The organism is Nostoc sp. 'Lobaria pulmonaria (5183) cyanobiont' (assembly GCF_002949795.1).
In the GTDB taxonomy this organism is placed as follows: Bacteria; Cyanobacteriota; Cyanobacteriia; order Cyanobacteriales; family Nostocaceae; genus Nostoc.
In genome coordinates this window covers 1384496-1404137 of sequence record NZ_CP026692.1, presented here as the reverse complement: position 1 = coordinate 1404137, position 19642 = coordinate 1384496, and the positions used below count along the sequence as shown (strand labels likewise).

15 protein-coding genes and 1 pseudogene are annotated in these 19642 nt (G+C 39.8%); 11 read left to right on the top strand and 5 right to left on the bottom strand.

Annotation, left to right across the window (positions count from 1 at the left end):
* Window positions 1–454 precede the first annotated feature (454 nt).
* The 4 genes from NLP_RS06010 to NLP_RS05995 all read left to right on the top strand — a co-directional run bounded on the left by NLP_RS06010 (window position 455) and on the right by NLP_RS05995 (window position 4084).
* A complete protein-coding gene (locus tag NLP_RS06010; RefSeq protein WP_104905590.1) occupies window positions 455–1627 on the top strand; it encodes an RpoD/SigA family RNA polymerase sigma factor in 1173 nt (390 codons plus the stop codon).
* Window positions 1628–1790: 163 nt separating this feature from the next.
* On the top strand, window positions 1791–2285 hold the full coding sequence (locus NLP_RS06005) for a GNAT family N-acetyltransferase (protein WP_199784844.1): 495 nt from the start codon (window positions 1791–1793) through the stop codon (window positions 2283–2285).
* A 363-nt stretch (window positions 2286–2648) separates the two neighbouring features.
* A complete protein-coding gene (gene petJ / locus NLP_RS06000) occupies window positions 2649–2984 on the top strand; it encodes a cytochrome c6 PetJ (RefSeq protein ID WP_104909790.1) in 336 nt (111 codons plus the stop codon).
* A gap of 176 nt (window positions 2985–3160) precedes the next feature.
* Window positions 3161–4084: a tetratricopeptide repeat protein gene (locus tag NLP_RS05995; RefSeq protein WP_104905588.1), complete on the top strand. Its 924-nt coding sequence runs from the start codon at window positions 3161–3163 to the stop codon at window positions 4082–4084.
* Between the two features lie 11 nt (window positions 4085–4095).
* Here the strand turns inward: NLP_RS05995 and NLP_RS34685 are convergent.
* The 4 genes and pseudogenes from NLP_RS34685 to glgX form a co-directional block, all read right to left on the bottom strand.
* Window positions 4096–4233: pseudogene (locus NLP_RS34685) on the bottom strand (Uma2 family endonuclease); the annotation flags it as partial.
* A gap of 34 nt (window positions 4234–4267) precedes the next feature.
* A complete protein-coding gene (locus NLP_RS05990; protein WP_104905587.1) occupies window positions 4268–4717 on the bottom strand; it encodes a hypothetical protein in 450 nt (149 codons plus the stop codon).
* Window positions 4718–4721: 4 nt separating this feature from the next.
* A complete protein-coding gene (locus tag NLP_RS05985; protein ID WP_104905586.1) occupies window positions 4722–5732 on the bottom strand; it encodes a hypothetical protein in 1011 nt (336 codons plus the stop codon).
* Between the two features lie 457 nt (window positions 5733–6189).
* Window positions 6190–8316, bottom strand: coding sequence for a glycogen debranching protein GlgX (gene glgX / locus NLP_RS05980; protein ID WP_104905585.1), 2127 nt, complete (start codon window positions 8314–8316; stop codon window positions 6190–6192).
* A 545-nt stretch (window positions 8317–8861) separates the two neighbouring features.
* On the opposite strand from glgX, the gene NLP_RS05975 reads away from it, so the two are divergent.
* Window positions 8862–10958 (top strand): TonB-dependent receptor plug domain-containing protein, encoded by a 2097-nt coding sequence (locus NLP_RS05975; RefSeq protein WP_104905584.1) that lies wholly within the window; start codon window positions 8862–8864, stop codon window positions 10956–10958.
* A gap of 222 nt (window positions 10959–11180) precedes the next feature.
* The gene (locus tag NLP_RS05970) at window positions 11181–11477 is read left to right on the top strand and encodes a hypothetical protein (protein WP_104905583.1); all 297 of its coding nucleotides are present in this window, start codon (window positions 11181–11183) and stop codon (window positions 11475–11477) included.
* 286 nt (window positions 11478–11763) lie between these two features.
* Here NLP_RS05970 and nifH read toward each other — a convergent pair whose 3' ends face one another.
* On the bottom strand, window positions 11764–12654 hold the full coding sequence (nifH, locus tag NLP_RS05965) for a nitrogenase iron protein (RefSeq protein WP_104905582.1): 891 nt from the start codon (window positions 12652–12654) through the stop codon (window positions 11764–11766).
* Between the two features lie 1593 nt (window positions 12655–14247).
* Here nifH and NLP_RS05960 point away from each other — a divergent pair.
* From NLP_RS05960 to NLP_RS05940, 5 genes are all read left to right on the top strand, one after another.
* Complete coding sequence (locus NLP_RS05960; protein WP_158680302.1) at window positions 14248–14700, top strand: hypothetical protein; 453 nt, start codon at window positions 14248–14250, stop codon at window positions 14698–14700.
* On the top strand, window positions 14693–15907 hold the full coding sequence (locus NLP_RS05955) for an NRAMP family divalent metal transporter (RefSeq protein WP_104905580.1): 1215 nt from the start codon (window positions 14693–14695) through the stop codon (window positions 15905–15907). The genes NLP_RS05960 and NLP_RS05955 overlap by 8 nt, the downstream gene beginning before the upstream one ends.
* Window positions 15908–15910: 3 nt before the next feature.
* On the top strand, window positions 15911–16270 hold the full coding sequence (locus NLP_RS05950) for a hypothetical protein (RefSeq protein WP_104905579.1): 360 nt from the start codon (window positions 15911–15913) through the stop codon (window positions 16268–16270).
* Window positions 16270–16608 (top strand): hypothetical protein, encoded by a 339-nt coding sequence (locus NLP_RS05945; RefSeq protein WP_104905578.1) that lies wholly within the window; start codon window positions 16270–16272, stop codon window positions 16606–16608. The genes NLP_RS05950 and NLP_RS05945 overlap by 1 nt, the downstream gene beginning before the upstream one ends.
* Window positions 16609–17201: 593 nt before the next feature.
* Window positions 17202–19601 (top strand): glycoside hydrolase family 31 protein, encoded by a 2400-nt coding sequence (locus tag NLP_RS05940; RefSeq protein WP_104905577.1) that lies wholly within the window; start codon window positions 17202–17204, stop codon window positions 19599–19601.
* Window positions 19602–19642 lie beyond the last annotated feature (41 nt).

Here is a 19642-nt window from a genome sequence, read left to right as displayed (position 1 = left end):
AGCTGCTACACTTGTAATGTGTATCATGTAGGTAACTTGAAATCAAATTGGGAGTGCGTAAACCCAGTAACAGGTCTACCTTTTATACATTGACATCCAGCGCCTAAGACATTAAAAATATTTAGAAAAATATATGAAAGTTTAAGAAAACTGGATGGTTAGCTGAGATTTTTATATTTGTTAAGGTTGAGAAAGTTTGAGGGGGTTTGACATATTTGATAATTCAGAAAAAAATGAAGAATATATCTGTTGGGAATCTAAGAAAAAGCTTTATTGGGTGCTAAGGTCAGTTTCGTTATAGGTTGTATATAACTGTAACCTATAGGTACTAGGTAGATGCCGATTTTTATTTCTATAGACAAATTAGCATCAGCCTATATTTCGCTATTCTTTACGGGTGCATCGTCCATTAGGGAAAACTACCAAGCCTCAAACGAGTAGGTGTAAATAAGTTATGTACCAAACAAAGCAACAATCCCTAAAGGAAAATATGAATATTGTTGAATTGGGAAAAATGGAAATACTGGAGAATGCTGCTGATATTGAAGAACCATCACTCGATAGTTTAAATGCAGTCGCAGAAGAAGAATCTCCAATTGTAGTAGAAAATCTGGAATCAGACGAACGCGATGGAGATGACATGGCGGCGGCTCGTCCTTCGGGATACAACAAAACCGAACATGATGATGCTGTCGGCGCATTTTTTAAAGAAATGGCGCGTTATCCGCTTTTAAAAGCTGATGAAGAAGTAGAGTTAGCGCGGCGAGTCAGGTTTCTAGAGGAATTTAGAGAAATACAAGCGGCTTTAGAGTTAAAACTGGAACATGAACCCAGTAAACTAGAAGTGGCTTCCGAGCTAGGAATGACGGAAAAGCAATTAGAAAATCGCTTGTATCAAGGGAGAGTAGCGAAACGCAAAATGATTCGCTCGAACTTGAGATTGGTAGTTTCTATTGCCAAGCGATATTTAAATCGGGGAGTGCCTTTTCTGGATTTAATTCAGGAAGGAGCAATGGGTTTAAATCGCGCTACAGAAAAGTTTGATCCCGATAAAGGATATAAGTTTTCTACTTACGCCTATTGGTGGATTAGACAAGCAATTACTAGAGCTATAGCTAACGATGCGCGAACAATTCGGCTACCGATTCATATTGTTGAAAAGCTTAACAAGCTAAAAAAAGCCCAACGCGAACTCAAACAAAAACTCTGTCGTAATCCTACCGAAGGTGAAATGGCAGAATATTTAGAGATTAGTGTACAACAACTACGCCAGCTACAACAGCTACGACGACAAGCACTTTCTCTCAACCACCGCGTCGGTAAAGAAGAAGACACGGAATTGATGGATTTGCTAGAAGATGAAGATAACTTGTCTCCAGAAGCAAAAATGAATGAAAACATGATGCGTCAGGAGATTTGGGAAGTCTTGGGTGATGTGTTAACTCCACGAGAGAAAGATGTGATTTCTCTGCGTTATGGTTTGACAAGCAGCGAACCATGTACCTTAGAAGAGGTTGGCAATATGTTCAATCTTTCTCGTGAGCGAGTGCGTCAAATTCAAAGCAAAGCCATGCGGAAATTGCGCCGTCCTCACATAGCCAAACGCTTAAAAGGTTGGTTGATTTAATTACATTGCTCAAGATAGAGATGCAATCTTGAACTTAATTAGCTTTGCAATTCGCAAAAATCGGGCGTTTTGTAGCTTTTTTCGGCTTTTGTTTAGTCAATACTCAAAAAAAATTGCCCAGTTGCCTATAGACTATGGACTATAAACTATGGACTATGGACTAATGACTTCGGGTAGCAATTTGATTGTGCGTTTTGCTGAACCAGCCGATTGCAGCATACTGTTTAAATTAATTGAAGGGCTTGCAGAATATGAAAAATTATCTCACGCGATCGCTGGCAATGCTCTAGCACTTCAGGAGCATTTGTTTGGTTCGCGGAGGTATGTAGAAGCAATATTAGCAGAATCTGCGAGTCAAGCTGTTGGTTTTGCGCTATTTTTTCATAATTATTCAACATTTCTGACTAAGCCAGGAATTTATCTGGAAGATTTATTTGTTTTACCAGAATATCGCAGGCAAGGTATTGGTAAGGCTCTCTTGACTAAAGTAGCTCAGATAGCTGTAGAACGTGATTGTGGGCGATTAGAATGGAGTGTCTTAGATTGGAATGAGTCAGCCCAAGCATTCTACCGTAGGATGGGAGCATCTATATTAGATGATTGGCGAATTTGTCGCGTCACAGAAGATGTGCTTACTCAATTAGGAACTGTTAAATAAAAAACAAAGGATGAAGTATAAAGGATGAAGCAGGACAATTTTCATCTTTAATATTTCATCCTTAATTTTTAAGGTTTTTTTTTATAACATATTCAAAATCACAAAAACTTGCATTTTAATCATCAGCATAAATGCACATTTTTACAAATAGGCAAGCTAGGGTATTTTGTAGAGAAGCACCTTCTCGTTAGATATCGTTTTGTGCTAAAAAACCTAAATCTAAAATCCCCAAGATTCAAAATCCAAAAACTTTATTTAATAAGCCAAAGTTTGACAGCTTGTCATTTGACTATGGCAGCCGTTCAACTGACAATTATGGAGGATATTGCACCGAATAAGCCGTTATTGCAGAGAGAACACGAAATGAAAAAAATGATTACAGTCATACTGTTAGGCATAGCAATCTTCACTTTTGCCTTCAGTCGTCCAGCTTTGGCAGTAGATGCTGCTAGTGGAGCTAAAGTATTTAGTGCCAATTGTGCCTCTTGTCACGCGGGAGGAAAGAATCTGGTTCAAGCTGACAAAAACCTGAAGAAAGACGCTTTAGAAAAGTATGGTTTGTACTCAGCAGAGGCGATTATTTCCCAGGTTATAAAAGGTAAAAATGCTATGCCCGCTTTCGGCAAACGTTTGAAGCCTGAACAAATTGAAGATGTAGCGGCTTATGTGCTTTCACAAGCAGATAAAGACTGGAAATAGACTAAAGTCTAACTTCAAAAATTAACAATTGGCGGGGCTTTTTGTCCCGCTAATTTTAGAGTTGCCGCAATTATCAAACAGGATGCATATACCAATTTTGGATTTTGGATTAAGAGTCTGTACAAAAAGACTGTTCCAAGAATATCAAACAATATTACCTATCCTAATTTGGAATTATGAGTAATTTCTGGCGATTATTTTTCAGTACAATTATTGCTTTACCTCTGACTTTTCTGGCTTTATCTGCACATTGTTCACCCATTTTAATTACCCAAATTACAGCAGGTGATTTCTTAGAGTTGGGTGTAGATAAGATGCGGCGCAGTGATTATCAAGAAGCAATAGAGAATTTCAACCAGGCGATCGCACTTGAGAAAGATTTTGCTGTAGTTTATAGCGATCGCTGTCTTGCTTATCTCCAATTACAAGATTACCATCAAGCTGTTACAGATTGTACTCAAGCAATAAGTTTTGCACCTGATGACTCTGAGGCTTATCTGAACCGGGGTTTGGCACTTTACAGAGAAGGAGATTATCCTAGTGCCATCGTTGATTATAATCGAGCAATCGCACTTAAACCATCCGATTTTCGAGCTTACTACAACCGAGGACTAGCCCGTGCAGGGGATGGCAAAGACTCGGAAGCAATTCTTGACTTTAATTTAGCTTTAACTCAAATTCCCCAAATCACTAGCTTATTGCTTGCAGATATCTACAATGACCGAGGTTTAGCGCATTTTATCTTGCAAGATACTCAAGCAGCGATGCTCGACTTTAATCTAGCAATTCGTCTCAACGCTAACGATTATCGAGCTTATTTCAACCGGGGTTGTACTTGCGGACGAAACGGAGATGACTTTGGTGCAGTGCGTGATTTTTCTCAAGTCATCAGACTCAACCCCAGTAATGCTCAGGCTTATGTTAATCGGGGAGTCGCTCGTTATCACTTAGGATATCATTTAGATGCGATCGCGGATTTACAAAAAGCATCTAAGTACTTTGACAACCAAGGAAAGAGAGTTGCTTACGAAAAAACTCTCGATTTATTGAAGAATTTGCGACAAAAAATTTCCTTTGCAACTGAAATCGCTCTTTTCTAAAACTTTCAGCACTATGCAGGATATCCACCAGTTTGAAAAATCTGTTCGGTGGTTAAATCTAATTCGGGTAAAAGAGGTGAGATAATGCGTTTCCCAAAGGGGTTGTCGCAAGCATCGCTACCTCGAAACTGGCTGACTTGATATTCTCCCTATGAAATATGAATTCGGTGAGTTGATGTGATTTCAAACATTGCGAGTTAAATTGTCAAGTTCACTCACAATTGAATCAATTTTAGCTACCACAGTGCCTCCCGTTGCAATAGCCGTAGCCAAATTAATAAAAGGAGAGAGAACGTTAAGAGCTTCTTTTATGTCATCAAATTTTTGAACAGCTTTTAAAACTTTATCAGTAATTGCTTCTATTCGTTGTTTAGCATTCTCTAAATTAGTCATTACTTTGACAACTCCTTGTGCATCTAAACTCTTAGCTGTATTCATTAATCTTTGGTTTTGTTCATTCAGGAATTCAATCTTATTTTCCAAATCTTTAATTTCTTCTTTAGGGGCTTTATCTTCTTTCAAATCCTTTATTCTTCTTTGTAAGATATCTCGTTTATCTTGAATTGCCATAGCAATTTCTCGATAGCGTTTAGCTTGCTCATGTAAGTCATCTGCGCTTAATTCTTGACTCATAAATTTACTTTTCGTTTGAGGTTACATTATCCTTAAAGACTTTGTTGGATTGCTCGACTAATTTATCTAGTTTTTTGACATAAGTTTTAACCATTTTTCTGATTTGTGTTGATGAAGGTTTCTCATCTTTTTGATACATTTCCTTAATTGTGTGATGATCTTGAGAAATCTCTTTTAAAATTTCAACATACAAGTCTGCAATTTTTTGTTTTTCAACAAGTGTTGATTTGGTTGTTTTCCACTCTTGATCTAGCTCTAGGGTTGTCTTGTCTCTAAAAACGACACTAATTCCTTCCAGATTAGAACTATTAGCTGTGTTGATGTTGATAATCCTTCCTAAATAGCTTTTGTAATAATTATCAACAGCGAGTTTCTCACTCTCTAAGGCCCCCTTACTATAGCCTTTATTAATAGCGTTGGAGAATCCGTCAATATAAGATGTTAAATTCTGATCGTTTGCTAAAACAGCATCTTTTAAAGTGGAGCGTCGTTCTTGCTCAGAAAACACTCTAAAAAGGAATTGGGCAATTGCTGTTCCCGCACCAACTACATCAGTTTTAATTTCTGGTATTTGTTTCAGCGAGTCTTCAATAGAATTTAGTTGCGGGTCGTAGTTAATTAAATCATCAGAGGCTAACCGACCTAAAGCTATTAAATAGTTGATAATTACTTGATTGCCATTAGTCAACGCCTGACTAGCGTCTTTTGGAGTCGGTTTATGATTAACAGAATCAAGTGAATTTTGTTCTACTTGTGGATTTTCATAACATTCTTTTTCTGCCGTTATCCTATCTTGGTTAATTCCCTCAGTATTTGAAGATTTTAATGGAGTATAATCAGCAGCACGAAGGCAGGATTGATAGAAATCATCAGCAATTTTTTCAAAGACTACATCTGCTTCTTGCCCTACTCTGGATAGACTTTTAGCCGCTTCTATATCTGCACTTCTACCACATCCTCCTAACACTAAAACAAGCGGAACCAGCACTTTGAATGCTAATTTTTGTCGGAACACGAAAACCTCCTTATCAAATAAAAAATCTTTGCAACTGTGGATGATAATTTTTTATAAAAATCAATGGCAATCCAAGGCATTTTGTATGCCTAAAGAAAAGGTAAAACCTTGTGCCAAAATATTTGACCCCAACGACGGCTCCGGCGAATGCAACAGATCCGGCAACAGGATTAATTCTCTGAATACAGATATACCACAAAAAATTACGTAAATTAAATGTTTTTAAGCGCATATCTTGCGCCTGTTTGGCATCTATTTGGGGTACAGTTACGGAAGCGATACTGTTGGCGAAATATAACTTAACATCTACCCCTGGTATTCCGAACCAACTTGCTCGACAGAAATCTGGTCTGTTTGTACTAGGTATTGATGTAGCTGGAAAATGTAGGATTAATATAAATTAACCGCATCTTTGTAGGTGCGGTAAAAAATTGAGTATCTTTTCTTGTTCGTACTGCTAACTAATAAGGCGTAACACCATCAGAGAGCGATCTGTAACTGGTACAGTTTGAGAGTCTGAAACGAATTTTCCCCGATCTAAAAAGCGAGGTTCATTAGTGTCAATTACTATCTCCCATACCTTGTCTTTAAATTCATGGGGTAAAGCAAAATCGATTAACTCGTAGTGAGCGTTAAAAAATAGCAGAAAACTTTCATCAATAATCCGCTCACCACGATCTCCTGGAGTAGCAATTCCCTGCCCATTAAAAAAAATCTCCATTACTTTGGCATAGCTAATAAGCCACTGCTTCTCAGTCATTTCACTGCCATCAGAATTAAACCAAGCAATATCATTAATGCCTAAACCGTGAATGGGGCGACCTTGAAACCACTTACGTCGTCGGAATACTGGATGTTGATGGCGAAAATTAATTAGTTCACGTGTAAAGTCTAGTAAATCCGAGTTCGCTTTATGCAAATCCCAATGCCGCCAGGAAATTTCATTGTCTTGGCAGTAGACATTATTATTTCCCTTTTGACTACAACCAATTTCATCCCCCTCTAATAGCATTGGGACACCTTGAGATAGCATTAGGGTTGCTAAAAAGTTTCGTCGTTGCCGTTCGCGCAAACGTATTACTTCTGTATCGTCGGTTTCGCCTTCTGCACCACAATTCCAGGATCTATTATGGCTTTCACCATCTCTACTGTCTTCCCCGTTTGCCTCGTTATGCTTTTCGTTGTAGCTGACCAAATCATTTAATGTGAAACCATCATGAGCAGTTATAAAATTAATACTTGCATTCGGGTTGCGCCCATTTGTTTGATACAAATCAGGGCTACCGGTAAAACAGTAAGCAAATTGTCCTAAACTATCATCTACACCACGCCAAAAATCTCGTACTGTATCCCGATATCTACCATTCCACTCAGACCAACGCAGTGGAAAGTTCCCGACTTGATAGCCTCCTTCTCCTAAGTCCCAAGGTTCAGCAATCAGCTTCACATCTGCCAAGATTGGGTCTTGATGAATAATATCAAAGAAAGCTGATAGATTATCTACTTCATATAATTCCCGTGCTAGTGCCGAGGCCAAATCAAATCGGAAGCCATCTACATGCATTTCTATTACCCAATAGCGCAGGCTATCCATGATTAACTTCAGAACTTGAGCATGACGCACATTCAGAGAGTTACCACAGCCTGTAAAATCCGTGTAGTAGCGAGGATCATCCTTTACCAAGCGGTAATATACAGAATTATCAATACCTCGCAAAGATAGCGTTGGCCCGAAATGATTTCCTTCGCCAGTGTGGTTGTAGACTACATCTAAAATCACTTCAATTCCGGCAAAATGTAGTGCTTTGACCATTTGCTTGAATTCGGTGACTTGTTCTCCCACAGTTCCACTAGCACTGTAACTAGAATAAGGGGCAAAATAGTTGATGGAATCGTAGCCCCAGTAATTGCTTAATCCTTTTCCTTCTAAATGTCCCGGATGAGATAAAAAGTGATGTACTGGCATCAACTCAACTGCTGTAATTCCTAATTGCAGTAAGTGTTGAATTGCAGCTGGATGCGCTAACCCGGCATAAGTACCACGCAACTCTTCTGGAATATCTGGATGTAGTTTAGTAAAACCTTTGACGTGAGTTTCATAAATAACAGTTCTATACCAAGGCGTAGCAAGCAGTTTATCGCCTTCCCAATCAAAAGATTGATCGACCACAACACACTTGGGCATTATTTTGGCATCATCTAGTTCAGAAAAAACTAAGTCTTTTTCCTCAGCGTCTAGAGAGTAGCCAAAGAGAGATGGATCGTTACTAAACTCACCATCAATTGCCTTAGCGTAGGGGTCAATTAATAGTTTGTTTGGATTAAATCGATGACCAACTTCCGGTGCCCACATCCCATGCACTCTAAACCCATACTTTTGACCTGGGCCAACTCCTGGTAAGTAACCATGCCAAACAAAATTGTTTTTTTCTGTCAAAGGTATGCGAATTTCTTCGTCATCGTTATCAAATAAACAAAGCTCTACCCCTGTTGCATTTTCCGAAAATAAAGCAAAGTTTGTTCCTTTACCATCCCAAGTTGCACCTAAAGGATATACATTCCCTGGCCATAAAGCTAAATACATAAGTAAATCTTGAATAATTAGTTTTTCGGCAAATATTATTGGCTTCGACTTTTTTGAATAATTAGTTAAAATCTAAAATTACTAATTATTCGTTAAAATCACTAACATTACAATCTAACTTCTAAATAATATTATTTGCTCTATCATTAGTAATACAAATCTCTATTCCTGAAGTTTGAAAAATTAATAATGTAGAGGGCAACAGGCTGAAGGGAAACTGCCCTATCTGCGACACGCAGCGCGATCTGCTTCGGTAAAGTGATGCCTACAGCAGGCTGCGCCAACTCTAAAAAGCAATGCTTCAAAACCCTGACTGTTGCGTCGTTTTCCCGCGAGGTAAGGCTCTTTACATGCCTCCAAATCATTCGGGGTCGAATCCCCTTCTGGCTTCTTCAAATGTATTTGCTCTAGAGTCTAACACATAGTGAATTGACCAACAATCTCGTCTGAACTGGGGAAATATGACAGCCTGTCTTTTGACACGATTTTACTATTACAGCAACAATGCTACGTGGTGACTGTTTTTACTTGGTGTGAAAGAGAACGTGAAAAAGAATTTTTTGTTGCTAACAGTTGCTTTACCGAGTTTACTGATAGCGTCTCCTAGTTATGCTGTTGAAAGTGAAATTGAGCAGAGAAATACTAATAAATCAACCGAAGTCATTTCAGATATTCCGAGTTTGAGTGAAATTGAGCTACCCACCACTAACGCCGAATTATTAACTCAACAATCTGTACCGAGTGAAGTTAATCCAGAAGAAACTCAGCCAGAAACAGAGCAAACTCCAAGCGATGATGCAGACATTTCTATAGAAGCGATCGCAGAACCAGATAATCTACCCCAATCTACTCCAACTTACGTCATCGATCGAGAAGAAATTGAAAAACAGGGCGCTACCAGTTTAGCCGATATTTTGAAAAGAATGCCTGGTTTTGCAATCAATGATGTAGGTCATGGTGCAGATACTCACACAGGTACATACTATCGGGGAGCCTCAATTAATCAGTCTGTATTTCTAATTAATGGCAGACCAATTAATAATAATGTCAACACTTATCATGGTGGAACTGATTTAAATAGTATTCCTGTAGAGGAGATTGAACGAGTAGAATTATATAGCGGTACAGCCTCCGCTTTATATGGTTCATCAGCCTTTGGGGGGGTTGTCAATATCATCACCAAAGAAGGTTATGGCAAACCTAAATTAAGTGGAAGTGCAGAATTTGGCTCCTTGAATTTAAATAATCAACAAGTGAGCTATGGTGGTTCATCTGATAAGGTAAAGTACAACTTTAGTTTTGAAAGATTCTTTACAGATAACCGTTACCCCGTTCCTGTAGGTGCAGCAAATCGTGATGAAAAAGGATTTTTATCAAATGCAGATACAGCGACAAGTACTTACTTTGGTAGTATTGGACTAGATTTAGATCAGAAAAATTCATTGAGTTTAGATGTTACTGCACTCAGTAGTCGTCGCGGCTTAATTTATTTTGGGTTTCCTCTACAAAGAGATAGATTAGACCACGATGGTTTAAATATTGGCTTATCTTGGAAAACTCGGCTAGGTAATGGGGAAAGCTCCAACATTACAACCTCAATTGGTTATAACCAAGATTATTTCAGCACTTACGGTCCTACAGGAGCCTTTTACCGTACAGGAGCTTTAGATACACAACAACTTACAGCTAGGGTAGATCATGAGTGGAAAATTACAGCCAATAATAAATTGCGCTGGGGATTAGATTTGAAAAATACCGATTTAACTGGTGATGTTTTGAGTACAAATCCTAGTACTATTGCCAATAACGAAACTGAAAATAGGAGTTTGTTCAATACAGCTTTATTCGCTGTTAATACTTGGAATATTAGCGATAATTTTCTGATAGATTTAGGACTAAGGCAAAGCTTTGACAGCCAATTTGGAAATTATCTCAACCCTAGTGTTGGTTTACGTTATGCCGTCACACCAATAGTAGCAGTACGTGGAAGTTGGGCAGGGGGACAACGCAATCCTGGGTTAGATCAGTTGTATGTTTATGATACAGTTCATGGTTGGGAACCTAATCCTGATTTAAGCCCAGAAATTGGCTCAACTTGGACTGCGGGAGTCGATGTTAATTTTTCAGAAAATCTGATTGGACAGTTTACTTACTTTGGTAGTAGTATAGGCGATCGCTTGGGAGTCATCGCCGGAAAATGGGCAAACATTGGATTAGTAGATACCAATGGTTTGGAGGCTGCATTGCAATTAAAAATTGCGGCTGGCTGGTCAACTTTCCTCAACTATACTTATACAGATTCCCAAATAAAAACAGGGACAGAGAAAGGTTTACAATTAGGTTTGATTCCCTATTCTGTACTTCAAACTGGTGTGGGTTATCAAAATTCAGGTTGGCAAGCTAACTTGTATGTTACCTACAATAGTGGCGCTCGCAGATCCATCTTTGCTAACCCTACTGACAAGCCCACAGATTTTGCACCGTCTTTTGTGAATTTAGATTTGAGCGGGCGCATACCTCTAACTAGCAATTTAGGGCTGACAGTTTACTTAGAAAATCTACTTGGTGAGCAATATGAGCGAGTTAATCGCATATATAGCCCTGGATTTACTTTTCGTGTGGGTTTAAGCGCCAATTTTTAAGTATTCAATGTAGAGATTTTATCATTGCAAAGGCTCTACATTCTTATCTCTTGTCACATAATTTGGAAAACCTCACTTTCTTATAAGGATAGAATGTTAGGTTTCACAGCATTTTTTTGGTAAATACGACGCACCGCCGTACAACATAGTGCGTTAAGCTAAAGCCATAATCACCCTACTTAAAATTTACTTTTAATCTAAAATCTTAAATCTAAAATTGCTATGAGAGCCAGAATTGAAAATAAAATACTTTTTATCCACCACGAAGATTTGCCAGAGTTTAAGAAGGGTGGTTCGGTGGTGAGAAATTCTTATTTTTGGGCGCTACGTTCAATTGCTGGTCAAGCTTCACGTTATCGTGATTGGGAATACGAACCGGAGGTTTGGCTAGCGCTTTCGCGAATGCTTTTGTCGTTTGCTGAATCTGGATATTTGGGTATTAGAGAAACTTTGCTAGAATTTCCGTTATCTCAAGGAGAAATTCCTAACTTTTTGCGAGATGTTTCCACTTGGGAGTAGGGATATCTAGCTGTCATTGGTGTTAACAAACCCTGTGCCATATTCTGGTTGAAAATGATTAAGATTAGAGATATCAAGCGATTGCCAGAAGCATTTGTATCTTCTTTGTAATCACCGCTTTTGAAATATCGAAACATCTCTTATACATACATAGATGCGTGGCGGCTTATTGCAGGGTACGAGCGATCGCTATATATTTCTATTAAGGATTCAAACAAAGAAATGCAAAAATTGGGAAAAAGGTGGGCTGTTGCCCACCCTAAACCATTATTTACTTAGTAATACTTTAAACAGATGCTTCAGTAGCAGTCTTGCCAACTAGCATTGCAGCATTTTCCTCGCTTTCAAGGATACCGAATTCAATCAACAAGTCTTCTAACTCTTCCATCTCAATGGGGGTGGGGACAGTCAGATTCTTGTTGTTGATGATCTTTGTACCTAATGTCCGATATTCATTAGCTTGGTTACTGTCAGGTGCATACTCGTTAACAGTCATGCGGCGCAATTCCGCGTGTTGCACAATGTTGTCACGAGGTACGTAGTGAATCATTTGGGTGTTCAAACGTTTTGCCAGGGTTTCGATTAGGTCGATTTCCCGGTCAACGTTACGGCTGTTACAAATCAAACCACCCAAGCGCACACCGCCAGTGTGAGCATATTTGAGAACACCACGAGCGATGTTGTTAGCTGCATACATCGCCATCATTTCACCAGAGGTAACGATGTAGATTTCTTGTGCCTTACCTTCACGGATAGGCATAGCGAAACCACCGCACACAACGTCACCCAAAACGTCGTAACTTACAAAGTCAACATCTTTGTAAGCACCGTTTTCTTCTAAGAAGTTGATAGCGGTGATAATACCACGACCAGCGCAACCCACACCAGGTTCAGGACCGCCAGACTCTACACAACGTACATCCCGGAAACCGGTGAGCATTACTTCTTCGAGTTCAATATCTTCTACAGCGCCTCGTTCAGCAGCCAATTGAAGAACGCTTGTTTGAGCTTTACTGTGTAGCATCAAACGGGTAGAGTCAGCTTTGGGGTCGCAACCGACAATCAGCACGCGCTGACCCATTTCAGCCATTGCTGCTAGGGTGTTTTGAGAGGTGGTAGATTTACCAATACCGCCTTTACCATAGAAAGCTATTTGTCTAATCTTTGGGTCAGTCATGGTTGTGTTTCCCTAAAATAATTTAGTTGATGGTTCGTAAGCTTGATGTGAAATATTCACCCTTGGCGTCGTAGGGAAGTAGAGCCTATTGGCGATCGCACCCTGGCAAAAACAGTTAAAATAAGAACATATTTACCCACGAAGCGATGGCTTAAGAGATAGAGAAATCTAATCTCCTAATAACGAAGCCTTTGAAACTATGACTTCAGCATTATCAGTTGTTGTAACGAATCCCAAATGGTTGCTCAAGCCTCAAGAGTGGTTGCAGCAGGAATTCAAATGAACGCAGATTTGTTCCCTGAACCACACAACCAACCAAATTGCAATCCACTCTTAAATGGTCGCTACCACTTTTCTGATTTTGCTGATATCAAGTAACCAGGAAAATCTATAGCGCTTCTCGTTTCGTGATTGATGCAGCAGGATAAATTCTAGGCTAAAAGTGGTAGCTACCAGTGCAGTAATATAATACTTGCACAGGCAACATCTGATACTCTGGCTTAAATAATATCTTAATGACTTTTGACAGTATGGTTAAATTCCTAGAAATTATGGAACTACACCATTCTGCTTGAAGTTTTCGTTCCAAAAGTCAGCAACTGCTTCAACTTAGTTTGCGGTTGAAAATGTTTACTCCCGCAAGACGAAGTTAGTAAATATTCTGTATTTCTATTGAATTGTCAGGCTGTACTAAGAGTCTTTCTTCCCAGACTCCAAGAGTAATTGCCTTTGGTGAGTAATGCTCTAGCTAGGTTAGCCAACTCTTATTGGCTCATACCCAGATAAATTTTGATTGACTTCAAGTTGTTACAAAGGCTACTATCCTACTCAATCTAGTTTTAGATTTTCGTTAAAAAAAGATGTAGCTAATTGAAGGGGACTTACCAGAGCAAAAAAACTTTCTTGAGCTTGCCTCAAACTTGTCTTGAAGTCTTTTTGTGTTTTCACTTATTTGATTCCTATAAAAACCATAACATACATCTCACTAATTAATTTACCAAATCTCAAATTTTTTCTCTATTTAATAGAATATTCTTATGAGAACCGTTGATAGTCATAAGTTACACACTTCCAGTTTTCTATTTGATAAAATTATTTATTAGAGCTAATATGTGCAATTAGATACTTTTAGGTATTTGATAAAAGTATTTAAAGTAATGTTTTACAACTAAAACCGAATTTCTTATTTTCGCAGACAAAAACTTTGTAGATAAAGTAGATTAAATTACTCATAAAATTTTACACAGTAATAAATAAAAGGGCTTAATTAAATCAAAGGGTCGTAGTAAGCAGCTTTAGCTCTTAAGAACCTTATGTATATGGATAAATTACTTACTACCAACAAAAATTTTATCTTACATTTAATTACGTCTATACCAATTCTATTTAATTTATAAACACCAATACGCTCTGCTCCCCGACTTATTGAAGAAGTTAGGGTTCTTTTTATAGTTAATTTCCTTAATACAATGCATTTTGAAAATAAATATTAAGTTTGAAGTGATATCTTATAAAATATTCCGTTAGAGAGATATACACCGTTACCAAGATAATGAGAAAAATATATTTATGTTGGCTATGGAGAGTGTAAAAATGCCAGAGCCTAGTAAATTAGGATCTATAATTAATTGTTTATTAATACTGACATTGTTAGCCTCTTGCAGTGGTAAAAATTCCGCAGAAGATATGGATAAAGAAATACAAAGTATATCTTCTTGGGTAGCAACAGCAAATATGGTTGGTGATGCTTGGATACGCGGTACTGTACCCAATAAATATGCTGAAAAAACATTGGAAAGAGCCACAGAAGAACTGCAAAAAGAAAAAAGTAAAATAGACAAAATAAAATTATCTAAAGATGTAAGTGAACATGACAGATCACTGCTATTAGCTGAGGTTTTACAGTTAGCAAATAAAACAGAGGAAATGTCGAGGGCTGTGGCAAAAAAAAATCATTCAGAGGTACAACAAAAACTTGGAGAATTAGCAGTAGAAAAGCACTCGCTAAATAAGCTAAGAAAAGTAGCAGGGCAAACCAATGAATAAAATTTTGGAAATCGCCCTTGGTATTGTTACCAGTATCGGTGGCTTTTTAGATGTAGGTGCGATCGCTACTGCTGCGGAAGCTGGATCTACCTATAACTTCCAACTAATCTGGGCGTTTGTCTTAGGGACAATTTGTGTAATCTTTCTGGTGGAAATGTCTGGACGTTTAGCAGCCGTTAGCAAACATACATTAGCTGCGGCGGTGCGAGAACGATTTGGGTTCAACTTTTATATCATTCCACTAGTTGCAGAAATTGTCGTTGATTTTCTGGTTTTAGCAGCCGAAATTGGCGGTGTTTGTATTGCCCTGCAATTAGTAACAGGCATTAGTTTCCAGTGGTTTGCTTTACCCGTGGCCTTTGCAATTTGGTTACTACTTTGGAAAGGGACATTTGGATTAATTGAAAACGGTATTTCTTTATTGGGATTAATTACCCTAGCATTTGTCGTCGCTACTTTTAAGCTGCATCCATCATTAACACAACTTGGCTCTGCTTTGTTGCCAACTCTGCCACAACAAGACACCGCACATTACTTATACCTGGCCGTTGGCATATTAGGGGCATTGATTAGCCCGTACTTATTTTATTTCTACTCATCTGGTGCAGTAGAAGATAAGTGGGATGAAGGGTATATCGGTGTGAATCGCGCCGTTGCTGGTTTGGGGATGGGCTTTGGCAGCATTGTATCGCTGGGAGTGTTGATTGTGGCAGCACTGGTACTCGGTCCCAAAGGTATCCAGGTTGATAGCTATGAACAGGCGGCACTGATGCTGACAGAAACCTTTGGTTACTGGGGCTTTGTGCTATTTGCAGCATCTTTAGGGATTGCTTGCTTTGGTGCAGCACTGGAGGTAAGCCTTGATACAGCGTATATTGTGGCTCAAGCTTTTGGTTGGAATTGGGGCGAAAACCTTAAACCAAAAGATGCTGCACGCTTTAGTTTAGTCTACACAGTGTTTGTCTTTCTCGCCTCATTACTGATGGTATTTGGTATCGATCCATTGCAATTGACTTTGTTTTCAATGGCAATTACAGCAGTAATTTTGCCGCCTGTAATTATACCTTTTTTGGTTTTGATGAACGATGAATTATATGTTGGCAAATATCGTAACGGCTGGATTAGTAACAGCGTTGTTATTTTTACAATTGCGTTGACATTTGTGCTAGCGATCGTTGCTATCCCATTGGAAATTATTGGAGGGTAGGAAATGGATGTTATCAGAGATGTTCTTGATAATCAATTAGTTGACCGCAATCAACGCAAAATGGGTAAAGTCGATGGCATTGTGATGGAATTGCAAGACGGCCAACCACCACGACTTGCTTATATTGAAGTAGGAGTAACAACCCTTAGCAAACGGCTAAATCCCCGCTTGGCAGGTTTTGTAGCAGCAATTGCAAGTAAATGGGGTGCTAAACAAAGTCAACCCTTTCGGATTCCGTGGTCAAAAGTGCGGGATATTGGTATTGATGTGGAAGTCGATGTTGAAGCTGAAGCAACACCAGCTTTAGGCTATGAAAAATGGCTGCGCGATCGCATCATCGCCCGAATTCCAGGAGGGGGATAATGACAACTCGTGAAATTCATCTAGAATTACTGCTGAGTAAACCAGTACTAGACTCAACTGGTAAAGCCGTCGGACGCATTCAGGAAGTACGCGCCGAACAACAAGGCGAAGAATGGATTGTTAAAGAATATCTTATCGGTTATGCTGCCGTGTTAGAACGGCTATCTGCTTGGACAATTGGGTTAAAAATTTTGCATCTACTGGGGGCGCGTAAAATTTACGGTGGTTATACAATACCTTGGGACAAGCTAGATTTGACTGACCCTGACAAGCCGCGTTTGCGTTGCAGTCTAGATGCATTAAAGTCATTAGACGAACAGCCACAGGATACAGAGTAACTTGGCTTATAGCGGTTCTCGTTTCCGTGAGGTACACCCGTAGGGGCACGGCACTGCCGTGCCCCCATACCTCGCAATATAATGTTGTACTGCATCTGAATGGGAACCGCTATAAAGCAGGCAAAAGTATGATGTCACCGAGTTGCAAAACGCTGTAAATGTTTTTAACGAGAGAACTTAGTACAGTTTTGCGTAAAATCGTGTAGCGTTTTTAATGCAGGGGAACGCATTGGCATTGCAAGCCGATGCATTAACAATGCAAGCCCTCGCATTAGCATTGCAAGCCGACGCATTAGCATTGTAAGCCCTCGCATTAGCATTGTAAGCCGATGCATTAACAATGCAAGCCCTCGCATTGGCATTGTAAGCCAATGCATTAACAATGCAGGGTATTGTTAAATTTAATTTGCGACCAATTAATCAAATGCTGTATTTAGTGTAATAACGATACAAGCTTGTGCATTACAAAAACCATTTTCGCTAAAAAATATCTACTAATCTTTCACCCAACTTCTAGCGAAAGAAAGAGTTTGAGACTAAGTATCTCTGTAATCATGAAATGCGGACAAGTATTAACCTGCTGAATAACTGATATGCCGCAATATTTCGGAAAACTACCCACTACTAACCAACCTTGGACAACTGTTAGCAATGTAAAAGCTGTAACCTGGGACAATAATATTATTAATTTTGACTGCGGCGACTCACGCCTTACCATCAGCGTACTTGCTCCCAATTTAATCCGCGTGCGTTTGGCACTGACTGGGGAATTTATACCCCGCCGTTCTTGGGCAGTGACGCTGGATGATGCAGAATGGACGACAACACCTTTTACAGTCCAGGAAACTGAAGCAACGGTAGAAATTGAAACAGCACAGATTCGTGTGTGCGTCCAGCGAGAAAAGTGTCGCATCGCCTGTTTCGATAAAGATAACCGTCCCTTTGCCCAAGATGCAGAGATGGGTATAGGTTGGCGGATGGGTGCAGTTGCAGGGTGGAAGGAAATTGCAGCCGATGAACATTTCTATGGCTTTGGTGAACGCACAGGCTTTCTGGATAAACTCAGCGAAGTAAAAACCAACTGGACAACGGATGCCTTAGATTATGATGCACTTACTGATGAAATGTACCAAGCAATTCCATTTTTTATGGCTTTGCGCCCCCAAGTAAGCTATGGCATCTTTTTCAATACCACTTTTTGGAGTCAGTTCGATATCGGTGCTGAACAACCAGGTATTTGGAAGATGGAAACTCGTGGCGGTGAATTGGATTATTACATTATCTACGGCCCCGAACCAGCCCAAATCCTGGACACATATACTCAGCTAACTGGGAGAATGCCATTACCGCCGAAATGGGCGCTAGGTTATCATCAATGTCGCTGGAGTTACGAATCAGAAACCGTTGTGCGGGAACTAGCAAAGGAATTTCGTCAACGCCGCATTCCCTGCGATGTCATCCACTTGGATATTGACTATATGCGGGGCTATCGAGTGTTTACTTGGAGTCCTCAACGCTTCCCCAACGCGGCAAAACTCATTAGTGATTTAGCACAGGATGGTTTCAAAACAGTCACAATTATCGATCCTGGTGTGAAGTATGAACCAGAAGGTAATTATCACGTTTTTGACCAAGGAATAGAAAACGACTATTTTGTGCGTAAAGCTGATGGTACGTTGTTCCACGGCTACGTTTGGCCTGAGAAAGCTGTTTTTCCTGACTTTTTACGTCCTGATGTGAGTAACTGGTGGGCTGATTTACACAAAAGCCTAACTGATATTGGTGTGGCAGGAATTTGGAATGATATGAATGAACCTGCCATAAACGATCGCCCCTTTGGTGATGAAGGTGAAAAGATTTGGTTTCCCTTAGATGCACCACAGGGGGGAAGGGAAGCAGGGGAAGCAGGGGGAGAGAGGGATAATTCTCAATCCAAAATCCAAAATCCAAAATCTAAAATTGATGTGACTCATACAGAAGTGCATAACTTGTATGGGTTGATGATGGCTAAAGCCTCCTATGAAGGGTTGGAACGGCATCGAGGCTCTGAGCGATCGTTTGTGTTAACGCGATCGGGTTATGCTGGTGTGCAACGCTGGTCTTCTGTGTGGATGGGAGATAACCAATCGTTGTGGGAGCATTTAGAAATGTCTCTGCCGATGCTTTGCAACATGGGACTTTCGGGTGTGGGGTTTGTGGGTTGCGATATTGGCGGGTTTGCTGGTAACGCCACAGCTGAATTATTTGCTCGATGGATGCAGGTAGGAATGCTTTACCCAATGATGCGCGGTCACTCGGCAATGTCTACGGCTCGTCATGAACCTTGGGTATTTGGCGATCGCGTTGAAAATATCTGTCGAGAATATATTAATCTACGTTACCAACTACTTCCCTATATTTACAGTCTTTTCTGGGAAGCGGCAACAACAGGCGCACCGATTTTAAGACCGTTATTGTACCACTTCCCCAACGATCCGAAAACCTATAGCCTCTACGATCAAGTATTGCTAGGTGCGTCGCTGATGGCTGCACCAATTTACCGCCCTGGAGTTGAGCATCGATCTGTCTATTTACCCGCCGGCACTTGGTATGATTGGTGGAGTGGCGATCGTTATGAAGGACCAATTCACATTCTTGCTCATGCACCACTAGAAAGAATGCCACTGTATGTTCGTAGCGGTGCGATCGTCCCTATGCAACCTGTCAGCCAATATGTCGATCAAGCCCCACTCGACGAGATCCGATTACGGATTTGGTGTGGTAATAATGAATATCAGCTATTTGAAGATGATGGACAGACGAACGAGTATCAAGACAAAAAAATTTCGCTAACAAACATCAGCGTATTTACTGAGAAAAACCAAACAGTAGTGGAAATTGGAGCAAGAGTTGGGGAATGGACACCTCCACCGCGTCAAGTGATTGTAGAACTTGTTGGTATTGGAGAGCAACGTTTCCAAGACGATGGTAAACGTCATACTTTGCAATTTTGAAATACTCGCAAAGGTGGTTTTTTGAACCACCATTATTTCTT